Genomic DNA, 18502 nt, shown 5'->3' on the forward strand with positions numbered 1-18502 from the left:
AGGCGCGACAGCGGTCGCGCCCGTAATCGATCTTATTTCACGAACTGAGACAGATTTTCTTTATCAACCGGCACGTAAGGAACGCGGACGATCTTATCAACCATCTTGAAGTTTGTTCCGTCGGTGGCAGCTTTGCCGTTAGCCAGATTGTTGGCAATATCCAGCGTTGCTTTCGCCTGGTTTTCCGCATCGTTCAGCACGGTACCGGCCAGCGCACCGGATTTCACCAGCGCCAGCGCTTCTGGCAGTGCATCGACGCCGAAGACCGGGATTGAGGTCATGTTGTGCGCTTTCAGCGCTTCAACCGCACCCATCGCCATCGCATCGTTGTTGGCAATCACCACTTCGATTTTTTTGGCATTCGGGCCTGACAGCCACGCATCCATCTTATCTTTGGCCTGCGCGGTATCCCACATTGCAGTATCCATCGCTAACTGCTGGGTTTTCAGACCATCTTTGTTCAGGGTATCGATCACATATTTGGTACGGGCTTCTGCATCAGGATGGCCCGGCTCGCCTTTCAGCAGCACGAACTGAATCTGACCATCTTTGTTCAGATCCCACGCGGGTGTGGCTTTCCAGTGCTTCTCAATCAGCTGACCCTGAATGATGCCTGACTCTTTAGAGTCGGTACCGACATAGTAAGCTTTGTCATAACCGGCCAGCACTTTGGCGTTAGGTTCTTTGTTGAAGAAGACCACCGGCACGTCGTTGGCACGCGCTTTGTCTACTACCACCGCAGCCGCAGCCGGGTCAACCAGGTTAATCGCCAGCGCTTTCACGCCTTTTGCCATCAGCACGTCAATCTGATCGTTCTGTTTGGACTGGTCATTCTGTGAATCATTCATCAGCAACTGCACGCCACCGTTCGCTTTCGCTTCTTTCTCGATGTCTTTGCGCACCATTGACATGAAGTTGTCATCATATTTGTAAATGGTCACGCCGATACGGGTGTCAGCTGCGTGAGCGGTTGCACCAAACATCATGCTGGCAACCAGTGCTGTAAGCGTGAAAACCTTCTTATTCATGGTATCTCCGGTTTTATTATGCAGGGTCTTTTTAGCGCTACCGCGCCATACAGGCGGGAGAGCAATCGGTAAAACAGATCGGCGCGTCGGTTAACGTAATGAGAATGTTAAGCCATTGAACACCGTCTAAAACCTGACTTCCCTGTGCCAGAATGCTTCCATGAAGAGGGTATAAACCCTTTAACCGGCTACTGAGACCACAACTGATGCCGTTACACTGGCGTTACATAATGTTTCAGTCCGGTAAGACGCTGCCATCATAGTGAGAGCAATGTTAATTAACTGTGAATGTAATCACAGATTGAAAACGGTTACATGGCTGAATCGCCTGAATTAGTGACGGACTCCACATTTTGCCGCTGCGCCACCGAATGACGCCGCACCAGCGTTGGCATAAAGATGTGCGTTGCCGTGTCATCCAGCAGTCCGGCTGCGCCCTGCAGCGCCAGTTCAGTGGCGATTTTTGCCATAGATACAATGGGATAGCGCACAGTGGTTAACTGCGGATCGGTGTAACGGGAAATGGGGATGTCATCAAAGCCAATGACAGAAAAATGCTGTGGCACCTGGATGCCGTTGTCTTTCAGCGCAGTGAGTGCACCAGCCGCCATGCCGTCGTTATAGGCAAACACCGCACTGAGGTTGAGATTGCGTCCCAGCAGCTCCACCATCGCCGCTTCGCCGCCCTGCATATCGGGCTCTGCGCTGGCTATCCAGCTCTCCTGGGGCCGGATGCCCTGCTCTGCCATCGCCTGAATCCACCCTTCACGGCGCTGCGCCACATCTTCAATGGGATGGCTGGAACAAAGGTAGCCAATGCGGCTATGCCCCTGTTGCAGTAGGGTTCGTGAGGCCATCAACGCACCCGTGACGTTATCCAGACTGACACTGCGGTGTTCAAATCCGGGCACGATGCGGTTAATCACCACCATGCCCGGAACGTGGCGCATAAAATCCGCCAGCTCAGCGTCAGGCAGTGTTTTCGCGTGCACCACCAGGGCGCTGCAACGCTGACGAATCAGCACTTCAATGGCATGACGCTCTTTCTCTTCCTGATGCCAGGAGTTGCTGATTAACACATGTTTGTGCACGCGCTGCGCCACGGTATCCACCGCTTTAACCAGTGCACCGAAGAAGGGATCCGAAACATCCATCACCACCACGCCAATGGTGTCACTGACCTGCGTCGCCAGCGCCTGCGCATTGGCGTTGGGGCGATAGCCCAGCGCTTCCACCGCCTGTAACACGGCGTCGCGGGTGTCAGAGGTGACGGCGCTGCTCTGATTGAGGACGCGCGACACGGTCGCCACCGACACGCCAGCCTGACGGGCAACATCACGAATTGTTATCATGCAGCAGTTCCACAGAGGAAAAATAAGGCATCACGCCGGGTTGAACACCGGCGCTATTTTGTCAGGGGCAGGAGGCGTACAGCGTGAATTGCGTCACATCAATGAAAACGGTTACATACAATTCTGTAACCTTTGTGATGGCGGTCATTATCTGGCGTTGTCAGTGATGCGCGATTTACCGGCTGAGATCAGCGTAAGCCGCCGCCACAGCCACTCCAGCGGACCCTGTGCGAAGAAATGTAACCAGATGAGTGAAAAGAGGATATTGATAAGCCAGACCGCAGGCACCATCAGCACCAGCTCCAGCCGGGTAAAGTGCATATAGAAGCCGAAGCGATAGAACAGCGTGGTGCAGATCAGCGACTGCAGCAGATAGTTGGTCAGCGCCATGCGGCCCACGCACTGAATGGCATAGCTGATGCGCCAGCGCGCTATCTGCGGCCAGTAAGCCAGACAGAGCGCGGCATAGCCCAGGCTAATCAGCGGGCTGGCGAGATCGCGCGGGGCTTGCAGATAAAAAGCGGTCCAGCGGAATTCCCAATGTAACAGCCATTGCGCTGCCACACCGGCCACCGCAATCAACAACCCCATCGTCAGCAGCAGCGCCGCCGCCTGACGGTAATGTTGCGCTGAAAACTCGCCGATCAGCCAGCCACTACGCAGCAGTGCGCCACCGATCATCATCAGGCCCGCCAGCTGCCAGCCATACTGTGCTGCCAGCGCCATCAGTCCTGACGAGAGATGATCCAGCCGGTTCTGTATCGCTTCCCAGCCGCCGGTCAGTTTCCAGTACTGTTCATATTGCAGATCGGCAGCACCTGGCAGCCAGGATCGGGTCGGTTCAGGATCGGAGATTGACCCAAACACCAGCAGAACGCCACAGCCCACCAGATAGAGCAGAATGCCGGTATTCATCAGGCTGCGGGTGGAAGGGACATCGCGCACTACCCGCCAGACCACCAGTCCGATAATGCCGTAGTCCAGCAGGATATCGCCCTCCCAGAGAAAGACGCCGTGCAGAAAACCGATCAGCACCAGCAGTGAGAGCCGGGCAGTCAACCAGCGACTGCCGCGTGGCAGCTGCATTTGCAGACCTGCGCCAAACAGCAGCGCAAACAGGGTGAGGAATTTGAGCTGGGCAAAGGCGTCAGAGATCGCCCATGTCCAGACATCGGACAGGCTGACGCTGCCCTGCCATGCCGGATTAAGGTAGGCGGCAGAAGGCAGGCCGAAGCCGACAATATTGAGCAGCAGAATGCCGAGAATGGCACATCCACGAATGAAATCCAGCGCGTGATAGCGTTGCATGCGGCACCTGCACCATTGAGGCGGGCAACGTTATGCGCCCGCCGTAGACTCAACTATGGCGCACCGCGCGCAAAAATTCCTGGCGGGTATTCTGGCTGGACTTGAACAGGCCGCCCAGAGAGGTCGTCGTGGTGGCACTGGTGGCATCTTTTACGCCACGCGCTTTCACGCAGTAATGCACCGCATCAATAGAAACAGCCACATTGTTGGTGCCCAGCAGCGTCTGCAGTGCGACCAGAACCTGCTGCGTCAGACGCTCCTGCACCTGCGGGCGCTGGGCGAAGAACTGCACGATACGGTTGATTTTCGACAGGCCAATCACCTTTTCTTTGGGAATGTAGGCGACGGTCGCTTTGCCATCGATGATCACAAAGTGGTGTTCACAGGTGCTGGTCAGCGTGATATCACGCACGGTCACCATCTCATCAACCTTCATTTTATTCTCAATGACGGTGATTTTCGGGAAGTTGGCGTAGTCGAGACCGGAAAAGACTTCATCCACATACATTTTGGCGATGCGATGCGGCGTTTCCATCAGGCTGTCATCTTCAAGATCCAGATTCAGCAGCTGCATAATCTCGGTCATGTGCCCGGCAATCAGACTTTTACGTGTGTTGTCATCTATATCGCGCGTCGGTGCACGTAACGGCGTTTCCAGTCCACGCGCCAGCAGCGCTTCGTGAACCAGGGCAGCTTCCTGACTTAGGGTGCTCATCTTACTCTTCTCCGGCTGGTGTTGCGCCCGCCAGCTTTTGCCAGCGGGCCCTGTAATCAGGCGCGTATTGTGAAACTTTCTTTGCGGGGAATCCAGCAATCAATCAGATTGGTGATGAAAGCTTTTCACCCGGTTCGCCGCCAGACCAGCAGGCCGGCCCAGACCAGGCTAATCCCTGCAACCCACAGGGCAGGCTCCAGCCGATGTAACAGGGCTGTGGAGAGAAAAGAGAGCAGCGGGCCGACCAGCTGCCCGATAGCATAGCCGGTGGTCAGCAGGCCAGCCATGTAGCGAAGATGATTGGGTGCCAGCTCACGGGCGCAGAGCAGCGACAGCTGCACCACGCTGAGGAAACCGCCCCCCACCAGCAGCGCACCGGCCAGCAGGCCGCTAAAGCCTGGCAGCAGCGCCGCGGCAAATACGCCCAGCGCCTGCGCCCACAGCACCAGTGCCAGGCGGACGTGGCTGTGCCCCCAGCGTCGCGTCAGGATCCCCAGCAGGATGCCGATCATCGCCGCGCCGCCAAAAATCGGCCAGACAAACTGCGCGAAGATGCCGTCAGGAAACCGCGTGGCGGCCATCTGCGACAAAAAGGTGGCGGGCAGAATGTAGCCAAAGCCCGCCAGACTGTAACTCAGTACCAGCCGTTTAAGGTTGCGATCCAGCACCAGCGGCTCGGGTGCCTGATCCGGGCGATGCAGTTCGCCCCGACGCGGCAGATTACGGGTAATCAGCGCAATCAGCAGCAGCGCCAGCGCACCGTAAGCGGCCCAGGCCAGACCGGCAGAAACCTGCAATGTGTGCAGCGCTACCCCCAGCAGACCGCTGACAAAAATGCCGCAGCCTGGCCCGGCAAAAACGGCCGCTGACAGCCCTGCCCGGCCATGGCGATGCAGCTGTTCATTGCTCCAGGCCGCCACCAGCACCATCGCCCAGCCGCTGGCCCAGCCAATCAGAAAGCGGATTGCGCCGTGCAGCCACGGTCCGCTGGCGAATGCTGAGAGCAGGGTCAGGATCACCGCGCCCCATACGCCCGCCTGCAATCGCAGCTCAACCCGCCGGTGTGCGCGCATGGCATCAAATGAGCCACACAGATAGCCAAGATAGTTAAGTGCCGCGACCAGGCTGGCACTGGTGAGTGTCAGCTGGTGTGCCTGAATCATCAGCGGCACCTGGGGCGTAAAGGCAAACCGCCCAATGCCCATCGCGACAAATAAGGTTAAAAACGCGCTGAGCGCGACGCGTAACGCCATTGCTGAACTCCTGTTGTTCTGCCCTGAGATCTCTTCTGACTTGCTAACAGCATGCAGGATGATTAAACTCACGGAAAGTGAATAATTTTAACCAACTTGCTTACAGGAAGAGAAGATATGGATTTAGTTCAGCTGCGTATGTTCTGTTCCGTCGCCGAAACGGGTTCACTGGCGCGCGCAGCAGAACAGCTGCATCGCGTCCCCTCTAATCTCACCACGCGGCTGCGCCAGCTGGAAGAAGAATTAGGTGTGGATCTCTTTATTCGTGAGAAACAGCGCATTCGCCTGTCACCAATGGGCCATAATTTTCTGAATTATGCGCAGCGTATCCTGGCATTAAGTGAAGAAGCGATGAGCATGACCCGCACCGGTGAACCGGCGGGCAACTTTGCGCTGGGCTCAATGGAGAGCACCGCGGCGACGCGTCTGCCCGGCCTGCTCGCCGCCTATCACCAGCGCTTCCCCAAAGTGGCGCTGTCGCTGATTACCGGCACCTCGGGCGAAATCATCGATCGGGTGCGTGAAGGCACCCTGGCGGCCGCGCTGGTGGATGGCCCGGTCTCCCATGACGATCTCAATGGCTGCATCGCCTTTCGCGAAGAGATGATACTGATCACCGGCCTCGATCATGCGCCAATCGCCACCGCGCGCGACGTGCAGGACGATACCCTGTTTGCCTTTCGCAACAGCTGCTCTTACCGGGTGAAGCTGGAGAGCTGGTATCGGGACAGCCAGACCGCGCCCAACAGTGTGATGGAGATTCAGTCCTATCACGCCATGCTGGCCTGCGTGGCAGGCGGTGCGGGCGTAGCGATGATCCCGGCCTCGGTGCTGAAGCAGATGGCGGATCGGTCACGGGTGCAGGCGCATACGTTACCTCCCGCTTATCGCGACACCGCCACCTGGCTGATGTGGCGACGCGACGCCTTTACGCCGAATGTTGAAGCACTGAAGTACCTGATTATTGAACAATTTGACGATCGTCCGCTCAACGATGAGCTGATTTACCCATTACAGGCGGCGGAATAAGCGTTCCACGCTATGTTTAAGAGCCTGACCCACCAGGCTTTGAATCATCACGACCACCCGGCGCCACTGCGCGTCACAATCTGACTGGAAGAGGGATTGCATGAATATGATCAAAACCCGTGCCGCTGTTGCCTGGGCTGCTGGCGAACCGCTGAAAATCGAAGAAGTTGATTTAATGCCACCGCAGAAAGGTGAAGTGCTGGTGCGTATCGTCGCGACCGGCGTCTGTCATACCGACGCCTACACCCTGTCCGGCACCGACCCGGAAGGCGTTTTCCCAGCGATTCTTGGCCATGAAGGCGGCGGCATCGTCGAAGCCGTGGGCGAAGGCGTGACCAGCGTTGAAGTGGGTGACCACGTCATTCCGCTCTACACCCCGGAGTGTGGCAAATGTAAATATTGTCTTTCAGGCAAAACTAACCTCTGCCAGGCGATCCGTACCACTCAGGGCAAAGGCCTGATGCCGGATGGCACCACCCGCTTCTTTAAAGATGGCAAACCCATTTTCCACTATATGGGCACCTCAACCTTCTCTGAGTACACGGTAATCCCGGAGATCTCGCTGGCGAAAATCAGTAAAGAAGCGCCGCTGGAAGAGGTTTGTCTGCTGGGCTGTGGCGTGACCACTGGCATGGGCGCGGTGATGAACACTGCCAAAGTGAAAGAAGGCGACACCGTGGCGATTTTCGGTCTCGGCGGCATTGGCCTCTCTGCGGTCATCGGCGCGAAGATGGCGAAAGCGGGCCGCATCATTGCCATCGACCTTAACACCAGCAAATTCGATCTGGCACGCAAACTGGGTGCCACCGATCTGATCAACCCGAAAGATTACGACAAGCCGATTCAGGATGTGATCGTCGAGCTGACCGACGGCGGCGTGGATTTCTCGTTTGAATGTATTGGTAACGTCAACGTGATGCGTTCCGCGCTCGAGTGCTGCCACAAAGGCTGGGGCGAGTCCGTGATTATCGGCGTCGCCGGTGCCGGTGAAGAGATCTCCACCCGTCCGTTCCAGCTGGTGACCGGCCGCGTCTGGCGCGGTTCCGCGTTTGGCGGCGTAAAAGGCCGTTCGCAGCTGCCTGGCATTGTGCAGGATTACCTCGACGGTAAATTTGCGCTGAACGACTTCATCACTCACACCATGCCGCTGGAAGAGATCAACGACGCCTTTGATTTGATGCACGAAGGAAAATCGATTCGCTCGGTCGTGCACTTTAACAAGTAATCAGGAGGCGTTATGGCATCCACTCTGGAGCTACTGGAAGAACACCGTATTTTTGGCGGCTGGCAGCAGCGCTGGCGTCATCAGTCTGCGGTGCTGAATTGCCCTATGACCTTCAGCATCTATCTGCCTGGGCCGCACGGTGATGCGCCGCCGCCGGTGGTCTGGTTTCTGGCCGGGCTGACCTGTAACGATGAGAACTTCACCAGCAAAGCCGGCGCACAGCGGGTTGCAGCGGAACTGGGTCTGGTGCTGATTATGCCGGACACCAGCCCGCGCGGCGAAGGGGTTGCGAATGATGAAGGATACGATCTGGGTCAGGGCGCGGGATTTTATCTCAATGCCACCCAACAGCCCTGGGCCAGCCATTTCCGCATGTTCGATTATCTGAGCAGCGAGTTACCCGCCCTGATTGCGGATAACTTCAAGGTCAGTGAACGTCAGTCGATTATGGGTCACTCCATGGGCGGACATGGCGCACTGATGCTGGCGCTGCGTCTGGGTAACCGCTTTGCCTCGGCTTCCGCTTTTGCACCGATTGTGAATCCGATGCAGGTACCCTGGGGCCAGAAAGCGTTTCAGGCCTATCTGGGCGACGATCGTGCAACGTGGCGGGAATATGACAGCTGCCAGCTGATGGCGGAGGTGTCACATCGGCTGCCAATGCTGATCGATCAGGGCGACAGCGATCAGTTCCTGGCCGATCAGCTGCAACCGGAGCGGTTAGAAGACGTCGCGAATGAGGTGGGTTTCCCGCTGACGCTGCGCATTCAGCCGGGTTATGACCATAGCTACTTCTTTATAGCCAGCTTTGTGGAAGATCATCTGCGCTTCCATGCGCAGCATCTGCTGGCGTAAACAATCAGGGCCGCATTCGCGGCCCTGAACTTTTATGCCTGCTCTGCTGGCTAACGCTCTGTCACAGAGCCAGCGTCCTGCCAGCCTGCCCTGTAAAAATTCCTTTCTCAGAACAGTGATGCTCAGCGCCCTACCGGGCGCCTCCTCAATATCAGACCAGTGCCGGGCCGGTCAGCCCGTCGATCATCACCTGCGGGATACCACGCGAGCAGTGTTCGATACGACCATCGACGCCATACACCTTTGCCAGAGTGGCAGGCGTGATCACCTTATCCGGCTGCCCTTCCGCCACCAGCGCGCCCTGCTTCAGCATCAGCGCATGTTGCGCATGACGCAGTGCAATATTGATGTCATGCACCACTACCACCGTCACGATGTTACGCTGAGCGGTTTCGCGCCGCACCAGATCCATCACGTGAAACTGGTAGTTGAGATCCAGCGCGCTCAGCGGTTCATCCAGCAGCAGCAGCTTAGGGCGACGGATCAGTGACTGCGCCAGCCCGACCAGCTGTTTCTGTCCGCCGGAGAGCTGATCGAGATATCGCATCGCCAGATGGGCAATGCCCAGTTGTTCCAGCAGATGCATGATTTCCGCTTCGCTGCTGGCGCTGTGCAGACCACCGGAGGCACGCTGCGCCACGATGATCGACTCCAGCACATGCAGATGTACGCCCGCAGGCAGCGACTGCGGCAGATAAACCACGTTCTTCGCACGCCGGGCAAACGGCTGGGTCATGAGATCCTCACCGTTGAGCCACATCTCGCCCTGGCCTTTATTCAGACCGGCCAGTGCACGCAGCAGCGTCGATTTACCACAGCCATTCGGCCCCAGCAGCACAGTGATCTCGCCGCGCGGCAGCGGCGCGATATTAAGATTATCAATGACTTTATTTTTTGGGTACCCGGCACTGAAGCCGCGTAACGTCAGACCCTGTTCCATCATACCGTCCCCCGATGACGCAGAATAATACTCAGGAAGAACGGCACACCAATTAGTGAGGTGACAATGCCAACCGGGATGATTACACCGGGGAGCAGGTTTTTCGAGGCGACCGACGCCAGCGACAGCACCAGCGCGCCAACCAGCGCACTGGCAGGCAGATAGAAACGGTGATCTTCACCAAACATCATGCGGGCGATATGGGGTGCGACCAGCCCAATGAAACCGATCGGGCCGACAAACGCGACCGCCAGGGCAGAGAGGATACTGATGCGCAGTAACGTAGTCAGGCGCAGACGACGCACGTCAATGCCAAAGCTTACCGCGCGGTCTTCGCCCAGACGCAGCGCCGTCAGCTTCCAGCTGCTCATCATGGAAAACGGCACCAGAATGGCCAGCGCCACGCTCAGCACGCCCAGCTTCTCCCAGGAGGCGCGCGCCAGGCTACCCATGGTCCAGAACACCAGGCCCTGCAGGGTATCTTCGCTGGCGATGAACTGCATCATGGATACCAGGGCGTTAAAGGTGAAGACCAGCGCGATACCGAACAGCACCACGCCTGCCGAAGAGACCTGAGTCCAGCGGGTTACGGCATCCAGCATCAGCGCGGCAAACAGAGCAAAGACAAAGGCGTTGGCAGAAATTAACCACTGATCGGGAATGCCGGGAATACCCACGCCGAGAATGATCGCCAGCGCGGCACCAAACGCCGCCGCCGATGAGACACCGAGGGTAAACGGACTGGCCAGCGGGTTATTCAGGATGGTCTGCATTTCAGCGCCCGCCAGACCCAGCGACAGGCCCACTACCAGCGCCATCAGTGCATAGGGCAGACGAATGTCCCAGACAATGACGCGCGTGCCGGCATCGACGCTCTCCGGGCTGAGCAGCGTATTCCACAGCGTTTCAAGTGAGAGCCCCGCCGGACCCAGCGTGAAGTCGAGGATCAGCGAGGCGAGTATCGCCAGCAACAGCACGCCAATCCAGATTAAGCGGCGGCGCAGCACCTGATGATAGTTCTGCATGGTGTGGTGAAGCGTCTCTTCCCCCGCCAGCAGCGAAGTTTCGGTAGTCATGTTTGAACCCTGTGTGGCTATCACGTCAGAAAACGCAGCCACAATAGTGCAGGTGATAATAATTATCAATTCGAGAACATAAGCGAGACGTGAAAAAACAGTAAAAAACGGTGTTGCAGGCAGGAGAAAAGCTCAGGGAGCCTGCGCCTTTCGCAAAGACGCAGAACCCGCCATCCCTGGCGGGCTCAGCGTGGGCGATGACGCAGAGTTAATCTTTGTGAACCGGGAACTCCATCTCGCTGTACTTCACGAAACGGCTACCGCGCGTCAGCTTGTAGCCGAACCAGATAATCAGGAACAGCGGAATGCCGATGTAGGTTGCCGCCACGCCGTACCAGTCGATGCTGTCGTTGAGGAATGCCTGGTAGTTCTGACCCAGCGTGATGATCAGGCAGAGCACAAAGGCGAAAATCGGACCCAGCGGGAAGAAGCCGGAACGGTAAGGCAGATCGTTCAGGTCACGTCCCTGGGCGACATAGCCCCGACGAAAGCGATAGTGACTGATGGCAATACCCAGCCAGGCAATAAACCCGGTCATGCCTGAGGTATTCAGCAGCCACAGATAGACTTCCTGATTACCAAATTTTGAGGTCAGGAAGCACAGTCCGGCCACCACGGTGGTGGCCCACAGGGCATTACGCGGCACGCCGCCTTTAGAGAGCTTCGCGAAAATCCGTGGCGCTTTACCTTCGCTGGCAAGGTTGTAAAGCATACGCGTTGACGCATACATCCCGGAGTTACCCGCTGACAGCACAGCCGTCAGGATCACCGCATTCATGACGGCGGCGGCAGAGAGCAGACCGGCATTCTGGAACACCAGGGTGAACGGGCTGACGCTGATATCGTCGATATCATTGTGCAGCAACTGCGGATCGGTGTATGGCAGGATCAGGCTGATAATCAGGATAGCGAACACATAGAACAGCAGGATACGCCAGAAAATCTGCCGCACAGCGCGCGGAATATTTTTCGCCGGATCTTCAGATTCGCCCGCCGCGATACCGATCAGTTCGGTGCCCTGGAAGGAGAATCCCACAATCATCGCCACCCCAATCATCGCCGCAAAGCCGCCCGCAAACGGCGCGTCGCCCACCTGCCAGTTCTGCCAGCCCGCATGTTCAGCACCGCGCATAATGCCGGTGATCATCAGCACGCCAACGATGATAAAGATAATCACGGTGGCCACTTTAATCAGCGAGAACCAGTATTCCGCCTCGCCAAAGCCTTTGACCGAAATGTAGTTGAGCAGGAACATCAGCCCCAGGAACAGCGCGCTCCAGATCCAGCCAGGCGTGTCGGGGAACCAGTAGTTCATCACCAGCTGGGACGCTACCAGGTCAACCGCGATGGTCACCGCCCAGTTATACCAGTAGTTCCAGCCGAGCGCGAAACCAAAGCCCTCTTCGACATATTTCGCGCCGTAGGTGGCGAAGGAACCCGATACCGGCATGAACGCAGCCAGTTCGCCGAGGCTGGTCATCAGGAAGTAGACCATCAGGCCGATGAGGATATAGGAGAGCAGTGCTCCGCCCGGGCCAGCCTGAGCGATGGTGGCACCGGAGGCGACAAACAGGCCGGTACCAATGGAGCCGCCGATGGCGATCATCGTCAGGTGACGGGCTTTTAACGCACGTCGTAATGCAGGTTGTTGTGTTGTATTTGAGTCATTATGCATGTGTTAACGCTACGCTGGGTAAAAATGAGGCGCGATTGTAGCAGCCAGATCGCCTCTGTATAGCGAATGCCAACCTGTTATTAGTTAACTTCATGATCGCGCCGGAATTATTAGTAATTACTCGCGACAATAGGAAAAAAACCGCGTCAGTGCTTTGGAAATATGCTTCTGCCGGTGGTGGATGCGATAGAGCGTGCGGATAAGACGCGGCAGCGGAATCGTCAGTTCAACCAGCGTGCCCGCCTCCAGCAAATCGGCAATCACCCGGCGCGAAAGACAGCTGATGCCCATGCCGTGCCGCACCGCATGTTTAATCGCCTCGGAATTGCCCAGTTCCATGCCCAGCTGAAAACTCGGCAGATGCGACAGCAGCAGATAATCGACAATTTCACGGGTGCCGGAGCCGCGTTCGCGCAGGATCCACGGGGCGTCAGCCAGGGTTTGCAGCGTCACCGGCTGTTGCAGAATCGCCGCGTCTGGTGCGGCAAACACCACCAGTTCATCTTCGAGCCAGGGTTCACTGACCAGCTCGGTCATATGGCACGGCCCTTCAATCAATCCGACATCGACGCGGAAATCGGAAACCGCCTGAATCACATCCTGACTGTTGCCGACACTCAGCTCCAGCGGCAGGCGGGGAAAATCGCGACGATAAGCGGCCATCATGCCTGGCAGCAGATAGTTACCGATGGTGCTGCTGGCAAAGATGCGGATCGCGCCGTTATCCTCTTTAAACAGCTGCTCGATTTCGCCCGCCTGCTCCAGCAGCCCTACTGCACGGGGATAGAGCAGCCGTCCATGCTCATTCAGCACCAGCCGTTTGCCGACCCGGTCAAACAGTTGCACGCCGAGCTGACTCTCCAGATCGGCCAGCGCTGCACTCACTGCGGACTGCGACAGCGCCAGCAGTTGCGAAGCCTGAGTGGTGGAGCCGCTCTTAAGCACTTCGGTGAAAACTTCAATTTGTCGCAGCGTAATGTGCATCGTTGCCTCTTAACTCAGTGACTGCCTGACCAGGTAAATGATTAATGCCAGCCAGATCAGCCCTATTGCCACCAGCCAGCCTGCAATTTTTTTGCCGCGCGAACGTTGAGACTGTGCCCGCTCGCTGCTGCTGATGCGCACCTCTCGCGGCAGTAAACGCAGCAGGACCATGACGCCCGTCGGAATAATCACCGCGTCATCCAGCAGACCGACAAAGGGGATGACATCAGGAATGAGATCGATCGGGCTGATGCCATAGGCGACCAGCCCCAGCATCCCCAGCTTGTTCCACCAGGGTGTGCGGGGATCGCGGAAGGCAAACCCCAGCACAAACACATCTCTTTTGATCAGCGTCGCCCAGCGGCGCAGACGCGAAACTATCATGATTGCTGCCTTATCGTTTATTCTGGTTAATTATAAATATATTATCAATTTCACTTTTAAGCCAGTCGCCGTCATGATCGGGTCTCAACCAGGAGGAGTGACCACCATGACTGAACTGAGCATCGCTAAACCGCATCATCCCGTTCCGCTCTGGATCCCGGGTCTGCTGCTGTCCGCCGTGATTGCCGGGGCAGCCAGCTGGCTGGCGCAGCAGCCGATGATTGCCGCGCTGGGGCTGGGTTCACTGACTCTGGCGATTATGCTGGGCATCCTGGTCGGTAACAGCATCTATTCGCCGCTGGCGTCACGCTGCGACAACGGCGTGCTGCTGGCTAAGCAGAAACTGCTGCGGCTGGGGATCATCCTGTTTGGCTTTCGCATCACTTTACAACAAATCGCTGACGTCGGTTTCAGCGGCATCCTGATTGATGCGCTGACCCTGACCAGTACCTTCCTGATAACCTGCCTGCTGGGCATGCGGCTGCTGAAGCTGGATCGCGATACCGTCTGGTTGATTGGTGCGGGCAGCAGTATCTGCGGTGCTGCGGCCGTACTGGCGACCGAGCCGGTAGTGAAAGCCGCGCCGTCGAAAGTTGCGGTGGCTATCGCGACCGTGGTGCTGTTCGGCACGCTGGCGATTTTTATCTATCCGCTGCTGTGGCCGCTGGCGCATGAGCTGTTCCCGGGACTGAGTTCGGCGCAGTTCGGGGTTTTTACCGGCTCAACCATCCATGAAGTGGCGCAGGTGGTGGCCGCCGGACACAGCATCAGCCCGGAAGCCGAGAACAGCGCGGTCATTGCCAAAATGCTGCGGGTAATGATGCTGGCTCCCTTTCTGCTCTGCCTGAGCGCCGTGATACGCGGTAAACGTCAAGGGAGCAACGCGCGCCAGGCTGTGACGTTTCCCTGGTTCGCCCTGCTGTTTATCGGTGTTGCACTGTTTAACTCGCTGCAGCTGCTGCCTGCCATGGTGGTGGCGTCGCTGAATCAGCTGGCGGGTCTGCTGCTGGCGATGGCGATGGCGGCGCTGGGATTGACCACCCGTTTCGGGGCATTGCGTGAGGCAGGCGTTAAACCGCTGCTGCTGGGTGCGATGGTGTTTGTCTGGTTAATCGCGGGCGGCGGTGCAATCAATCTGCTGGTGCAACATTTCATGGGCTAGCGGCATCGGGTATCATGCCGTCTCATCCGTGCACAGCCCCAGGAGAAAGGCATGAAATATATTGGCGCACATGTGAGTGCGGCAGGTGGCGTGGATCAGGCAGTGATCCGCGCCCATGAAATAGAAGCCACCGCCTTCGCGCTCTTTACTAAAAATCAACGTCAGTGGAAGGCCGCCCCGCTCTCGACTGAGGTGATTGATGCTTTTCGCGCCGCCTGCGAGACGTACAAATTCGGTCCGCAGCAAATCCTGCCGCACGACAGTTTCCTGATAAACCTGGGTCATCCGGTTGAAGAGGCGCTGGAGAAATCCCGCGCCGCTTTTATTGATGAGCTGCGACGTGCCGACCTGCTCGGCCTGACTTTGCTGAACTTCCATCCGGGCAGCCATCTGCATCAGATTGATGAGGAGGCCTGTCTGAAGCGGATTGCGGAGTCGATCAACATCGCTCTCGACCAGAGCCAGAACGTCACCGCCGTCATTGAGAATACCGCCGGTCAGGGCAGTAATCTGGGTTTCCGCTTCGAGCATCTCGCCACCATTATTGAGCATGTTGAAGATAAATCGCGTGTCGGCGTCTGTATTGATACCTGCCATGCGTTTGCCGGTGGCTATGATCTGCGTACCGAAGCGGATTGCGAAGCAACTTTCGCCGAATTTGAGCGCATTGTCGGCTTTAACTATCTGCGCGGCATGCACCTTAACGATGCCAAAAGCGCCTTCGACAGTCGCGTTGACCGCCATCACAGCCTGGGTGAAGGCAATATCGGCAAAACAGCGTTTAGCTGGCTGATGAAAGATCCGCGGTTTGATGGCATCCCGTTGATTCTGGAGACCATCAATCCCGATATCTGGAAAGATGAGATTGCCTGGCTGAAAGCCGAACAGCAGGGATAGAAAAGGGAGCCAGCTGGCTTAATGCTGGTCAGTTAAGATTAGATTTGTAAAGGCTGTCACGGTCAAACGTGGCAGCTTTTTTGTCAGTGCGAGCGAGCCGCAGTGCGGGCCAGTGCACCTCTGCTGCTGCCGGGCCGTCCTCGCGCCGCTCACGCGGTACCTTCGGCTTTGACGTCGTGCCGACGAACCGTTCGGGGATCGGCCCTCCCTGGCCGGCCCCGAACTGTCCACGCTTCCCGGCGTGGACTTCTGGCCCACCGTCACGCCTCAGCGCTGCGGATAGCCCTTTCAGCAGCAGAGGCGCTCAGGCCTCCACTCTCGTGCCCTTTTTAACAGTACGCACCAGAAGCTTCAGAGCAGGCCGGTGGCGATCAGGAGCAGGCAATCCGCAGCGCTGAACAGAATGAGTCTGCCAGGAGAGCCCGCAGGACGCGGGCGAAAGGCGGGGCGGCACAGGATGTGCCATCCCCGGCGGTCCGTCAGGCAGGCGAATGAAGTGAAGGAACCGCGCAGCGGCGCGAGGACCGCCAGCCCCTGAGCGGCACCAGACTGCGTTATCACCTGTCGCTTAACTGGCTGGCATGCTCCCTTTTCGTTTAGAGAGAACGCTGGCTCAGGGAGCATACGCCTTCCGTAAAGACGCAAAAAAACGCCATCCCTGGCAGGCGCAGCGCGGGCGATTACGCACCTCATCCCTAAGGTGCGCCCGCAGCCGGGCCAACGCTTTGCGTTGTTCAAAAACGCTCCCGGCTTTTTGTCCATGGCCCGCGATGCTTTACTCCAGGCGTATGCTCCCTTCGCTTTGACTTCGGGAACTGTCTGTAAAAGCAAACAGGGAGCCATCCGGCTCCCTGTTATTTTCACTTCAGCAGATTATGCACTTCTGCAAATCAGGCTTTCACCAGCTGCTCTTCCGGACGTTTCAGTACCGCATAGCTCAGACCCGCAATCGCGGTGCCGATGATAATCGCCATCAGATAGCCGATAACCGGGGTAATCGCGCCAGGGATCAGCAGCACGAACAGTCCACCGTGCGGAGCCATCAGTTTTGCGCCAATCGCCATGGAGATCGCGCCGGTGGTTGCACCGCCAACGATACAGCAAGGCAGAACGCGCATCGGGTCACGGGCGGCAAACGGAATCGCACCTTCAGAGATAAAGCAGAGACCCAGAACCAGTGCCGCTTTACCGCCTTCCTGCTGACCTTTATTGAATTTACGACGGGCAACCAGCGTCGCCAGCCCCATCGCCAGCGGTGGCACCATACCGGCTGCCATAATGGCAGCCATTGGCGCATAGGTCTGCGAACTCAGTAACCCGACGCCAAACGCGTAAGCCACTTTGTTTACCGGACCGCCCATATCGGTACACATCATTCCGCCCAGAATGGCACCCAGCAGGACCGCATTCGCCGTTCCCATGTTGGCCAGCCAGTGCGTCAGGCCGTTCATGATGCCAGCAACCGGTTTACCCACTACGTAGATCATCAGCAGACCGGTGATCAGACTGGCGAACAGGGGAATAATCAGTATCGGTTTCAGCGCTTCCATACTCTGCGGCAGTTTAACTTTGCCGCTGATCAGCTTCGCCGCATAACCGGCAATAAAGCCCGCGATAATTCCGCCTAAGAAACCTGCGTTAATACTGGTGGCGATCATACCGCCAATCAGACCCGGCGTCAGACCCGGACGATCAGCGATGGAGAAGGCGATAAAGCCCGCCAGCACCGGCACCATCAGGGCAAAGGCGCTGCCACCACCAATTTGCATCAGCGCCGCAGCCAGCGTGCCCTGCTCTTTAAACGCCGTGATACCAAAGGCAAACGACAGCGCGATGCTCAGACCACCTGCGACCACCATCGGCAGCATGTAAGAAACACCGGTCAGCAGGTGACGATAAGCCCCTGCTCCGCCTTTCTTCTCTTCTTCACTGCTATTGTTCTGTCCGCCAGCCGCCGCTTTATACGGCTTCGCTTCTGCTACCGCTTTATCCAGCTCCTGCGCAGTTTTCTTCAGCGCCAGACCGGTTGAGGTACGGTACATCGGCTTACCGGCAAATTTCGCCAGATCGACTTCGATATCAGCTGCGACGATCACCAGATCGGCGGCAGCGACTTCTTCCGGAGTGATCGCGTTACCGGCGCCCACTGAACCACGGGTTTCAACTTTCACCCACCAGCCGCGACGGGTCGCTTCAGCCTGAATGGCCTCGGCAGCCATAAAGGTGTGCGCCACGCCGGTCGGACAGGCGGTCACCGCGACGACGCGTTTCTGCGCGTCAGCCTGAGCCGGTGCAGCAGGTGCGCCTGCTGCAGGTGTTGCTACCGCAGCCGGTGCCTGCCAGGTTTTCGCTTCTGCTTTCGCGCGGTTCAGGAAGGTTTCTGGCTCACGTACTGCCAGCTGGATATCGCCCAGCCAGACCGCTTTGCCGTTCAGCGCCGCATCGTCCGGCACGTTTTTGCCCAGCACAATCGCCAGCTCAGCGTCGGCAGGATTATCAGTCAGGGTCAGGCCCGCCGCAGCGGCGGCAGCCGCCAGACGCTGTTGTGCCATATATGCGGAAGCCAGTCCCAGTGTAGGGTCTTTAATCAGCAGCGTTTTCATTATCGCTCTCCTGCTG

At 57.6% G+C, this 18502-nt stretch carries 16 protein-coding genes; 5 read left to right on the top strand and 11 right to left on the bottom strand.

Features of this window, described 5'->3' with window-relative positions; translation table 11 throughout:
* Positions 1-32 precede the first annotated feature (32 nt).
* The 5 genes from mglB to AC6I8B_RS13070 form a co-directional block, all read right to left on the bottom strand.
* A complete protein-coding gene (mglB, locus tag AC6I8B_RS13050; protein ID WP_497817456.1) occupies positions 33-1028 on the bottom strand; it encodes a galactose/glucose ABC transporter substrate-binding protein MglB in 996 nt (331 codons plus the stop codon).
* Between the two features lie 311 nt (positions 1029-1339).
* The gene (gene galS, locus AC6I8B_RS13055; protein WP_022625039.1) at positions 1340-2380 is read right to left on the bottom strand and encodes an HTH-type transcriptional regulator GalS; all 1041 of its coding nucleotides are present in this window, start codon (positions 2378-2380) and stop codon (positions 1340-1342) included.
* A gap of 147 nt (positions 2381-2527) precedes the next feature.
* The gene (gene yeiB / locus AC6I8B_RS13060; protein ID WP_010248256.1) at positions 2528-3688 is read right to left on the bottom strand and encodes a DUF418 domain-containing protein YeiB; all 1161 of its coding nucleotides are present in this window, start codon (positions 3686-3688) and stop codon (positions 2528-2530) included.
* Between the two features lie 49 nt (positions 3689-3737).
* Positions 3738-4403: a GTP cyclohydrolase I FolE gene (gene folE, locus AC6I8B_RS13065; RefSeq protein ID WP_010248259.1), complete on the bottom strand. Its 666-nt coding sequence runs from the start codon at positions 4401-4403 to the stop codon at positions 3738-3740.
* 125 nt (positions 4404-4528) lie between these two features.
* Positions 4529-5656: a YbfB/YjiJ family MFS transporter gene (locus AC6I8B_RS13070; protein WP_187495753.1), complete on the bottom strand. Its 1128-nt coding sequence runs from the start codon at positions 5654-5656 to the stop codon at positions 4529-4531.
* A gap of 117 nt (positions 5657-5773) precedes the next feature.
* Between AC6I8B_RS13070 and ptrR the strand changes: the two genes are divergently transcribed.
* The 3 genes from ptrR to fghA all read left to right on the top strand — a co-directional run bounded on the left by ptrR (position 5774) and on the right by fghA (position 8765).
* A complete protein-coding gene (gene ptrR / locus AC6I8B_RS13075) occupies positions 5774-6685 on the top strand; it encodes a putrescine utilization regulator PtrR (protein ID WP_010248266.1) in 912 nt (303 codons plus the stop codon).
* A gap of 100 nt (positions 6686-6785) precedes the next feature.
* Positions 6786-7910, top strand: a complete 1125-nt coding sequence (locus tag AC6I8B_RS13080) for an S-(hydroxymethyl)glutathione dehydrogenase/class III alcohol dehydrogenase (protein WP_010248270.1) — start codon at positions 6786-6788, stop codon at positions 7908-7910.
* Between the two features lie 12 nt (positions 7911-7922).
* Entirely contained in the window at positions 7923-8765 is an 843-nt protein-coding gene (fghA, locus tag AC6I8B_RS13085; RefSeq protein WP_022625042.1) for an S-formylglutathione hydrolase, read from the top strand.
* 151 nt (positions 8766-8916) lie between these two features.
* Here fghA and AC6I8B_RS13090 read toward each other — a convergent pair whose 3' ends face one another.
* From AC6I8B_RS13090 to AC6I8B_RS13110, 5 genes are all read right to left on the bottom strand, one after another.
* On the bottom strand, positions 8917-9705 hold the full coding sequence (locus tag AC6I8B_RS13090; protein ID WP_010248276.1) for an ABC transporter ATP-binding protein: 789 nt from the start codon (positions 9703-9705) through the stop codon (positions 8917-8919).
* Positions 9705-10781, bottom strand: a complete 1077-nt coding sequence (locus AC6I8B_RS13095; RefSeq protein ID WP_010248280.1) for a FecCD family ABC transporter permease — start codon at positions 10779-10781, stop codon at positions 9705-9707. The genes AC6I8B_RS13090 and AC6I8B_RS13095 overlap by 1 nt, the downstream gene beginning before the upstream one ends.
* A 208-nt stretch (positions 10782-10989) precedes the next feature.
* Positions 10990-12456, bottom strand: coding sequence for an amino acid permease (locus AC6I8B_RS13100; RefSeq protein WP_022625044.1), 1467 nt, complete (start codon positions 12454-12456; stop codon positions 10990-10992).
* A 117-nt stretch (positions 12457-12573) separates the two neighbouring features.
* A complete protein-coding gene (yieE, locus tag AC6I8B_RS13105; protein WP_010248285.1) occupies positions 12574-13440 on the bottom strand; it encodes a DNA-binding transcriptional regulator YeiE in 867 nt (288 codons plus the stop codon).
* Positions 13441-13449: 9 nt separating this feature from the next.
* On the bottom strand, positions 13450-13824 hold the full coding sequence (locus AC6I8B_RS13110) for a YkvA family protein (RefSeq protein WP_031592072.1): 375 nt from the start codon (positions 13822-13824) through the stop codon (positions 13450-13452).
* A 106-nt stretch (positions 13825-13930) separates the two neighbouring features.
* Between AC6I8B_RS13110 and AC6I8B_RS13115 the strand changes: the two genes are divergently transcribed.
* Positions 13931-14986, top strand: coding sequence for a YeiH family protein (locus tag AC6I8B_RS13115; protein ID WP_497817457.1), 1056 nt, complete (start codon positions 13931-13933; stop codon positions 14984-14986).
* A gap of 51 nt (positions 14987-15037) precedes the next feature.
* On the top strand, positions 15038-15883 hold the full coding sequence (gene nfo, locus AC6I8B_RS13120; protein ID WP_111534051.1) for a deoxyribonuclease IV: 846 nt from the start codon (positions 15038-15040) through the stop codon (positions 15881-15883).
* Positions 15884-16773: 890 nt separating this feature from the next.
* Here the strand turns inward: nfo and fruA are convergent.
* Positions 16774-18486: a PTS fructose transporter subunit IIBC gene (gene fruA / locus AC6I8B_RS13125; protein WP_497817458.1), complete on the bottom strand. Its 1713-nt coding sequence runs from the start codon at positions 18484-18486 to the stop codon at positions 16774-16776.
* Positions 18487-18502 lie beyond the last annotated feature (16 nt).

Source organism: Pantoea sp. X-Soil-ISGK-285 (genome assembly GCF_059730815.1).

Coding starts and splice junctions, on each gene's coding strand:
- yieE (WP_010248285.1), bottom strand. CDS start 13,440: ATGCACATTACGCTGCGACAAATTGAAGTTTTCACCGAAGTGCTTAAG.
- folE (WP_010248259.1), bottom strand. CDS start 4,403: ATGAGCACCCTAAGTCAGGAAGCTGCCCTGGTTCACGAAGCGCTGCTG.
- mglB (WP_497817456.1), bottom strand. CDS start 1,028: ATGAATAAGAAGGTTTTCACGCTTACAGCACTGGTTGCCAGCATGATG.
- fghA (WP_022625042.1), top strand. CDS start 7,923: ATGGCATCCACTCTGGAGCTACTGGAAGAACACCGTATTTTTGGCGGC.
- ptrR (WP_010248266.1), top strand. CDS start 5,774: ATGGATTTAGTTCAGCTGCGTATGTTCTGTTCCGTCGCCGAAACGGGT.
- yeiB (WP_010248256.1), bottom strand. CDS start 3,688: ATGCAACGCTATCACGCGCTGGATTTCATTCGTGGATGTGCCATTCTC.
- AC6I8B_RS13100 (WP_022625044.1), bottom strand. CDS start 12,456: ATGCATAATGACTCAAATACAACACAACAACCTGCATTACGACGTGCG.
- AC6I8B_RS13070 (WP_187495753.1), bottom strand. CDS start 5,656: ATGGCGTTACGCGTCGCGCTCAGCGCGTTTTTAACCTTATTTGTCGCG.
- AC6I8B_RS13095 (WP_010248280.1), bottom strand. CDS start 10,781: ATGACTACCGAAACTTCGCTGCTGGCGGGGGAAGAGACGCTTCACCAC.
- AC6I8B_RS13090 (WP_010248276.1), bottom strand. CDS start 9,705: ATGGAACAGGGTCTGACGTTACGCGGCTTCAGTGCCGGGTACCCAAAA.
- AC6I8B_RS13115 (WP_497817457.1), top strand. CDS start 13,931: ATGACTGAACTGAGCATCGCTAAACCGCATCATCCCGTTCCGCTCTGG.
- AC6I8B_RS13110 (WP_031592072.1), bottom strand. CDS start 13,824: ATGATAGTTTCGCGTCTGCGCCGCTGGGCGACGCTGATCAAAAGAGAT.
- fruA (WP_497817458.1), bottom strand. CDS start 18,486: ATGAAAACGCTGCTGATTAAAGACCCTACACTGGGACTGGCTTCCGCA.
- nfo (WP_111534051.1), top strand. CDS start 15,038: ATGAAATATATTGGCGCACATGTGAGTGCGGCAGGTGGCGTGGATCAG.
- AC6I8B_RS13080 (WP_010248270.1), top strand. CDS start 6,786: ATGAATATGATCAAAACCCGTGCCGCTGTTGCCTGGGCTGCTGGCGAA.
- galS (WP_022625039.1), bottom strand. CDS start 2,380: ATGATAACAATTCGTGATGTTGCCCGTCAGGCTGGCGTGTCGGTGGCG.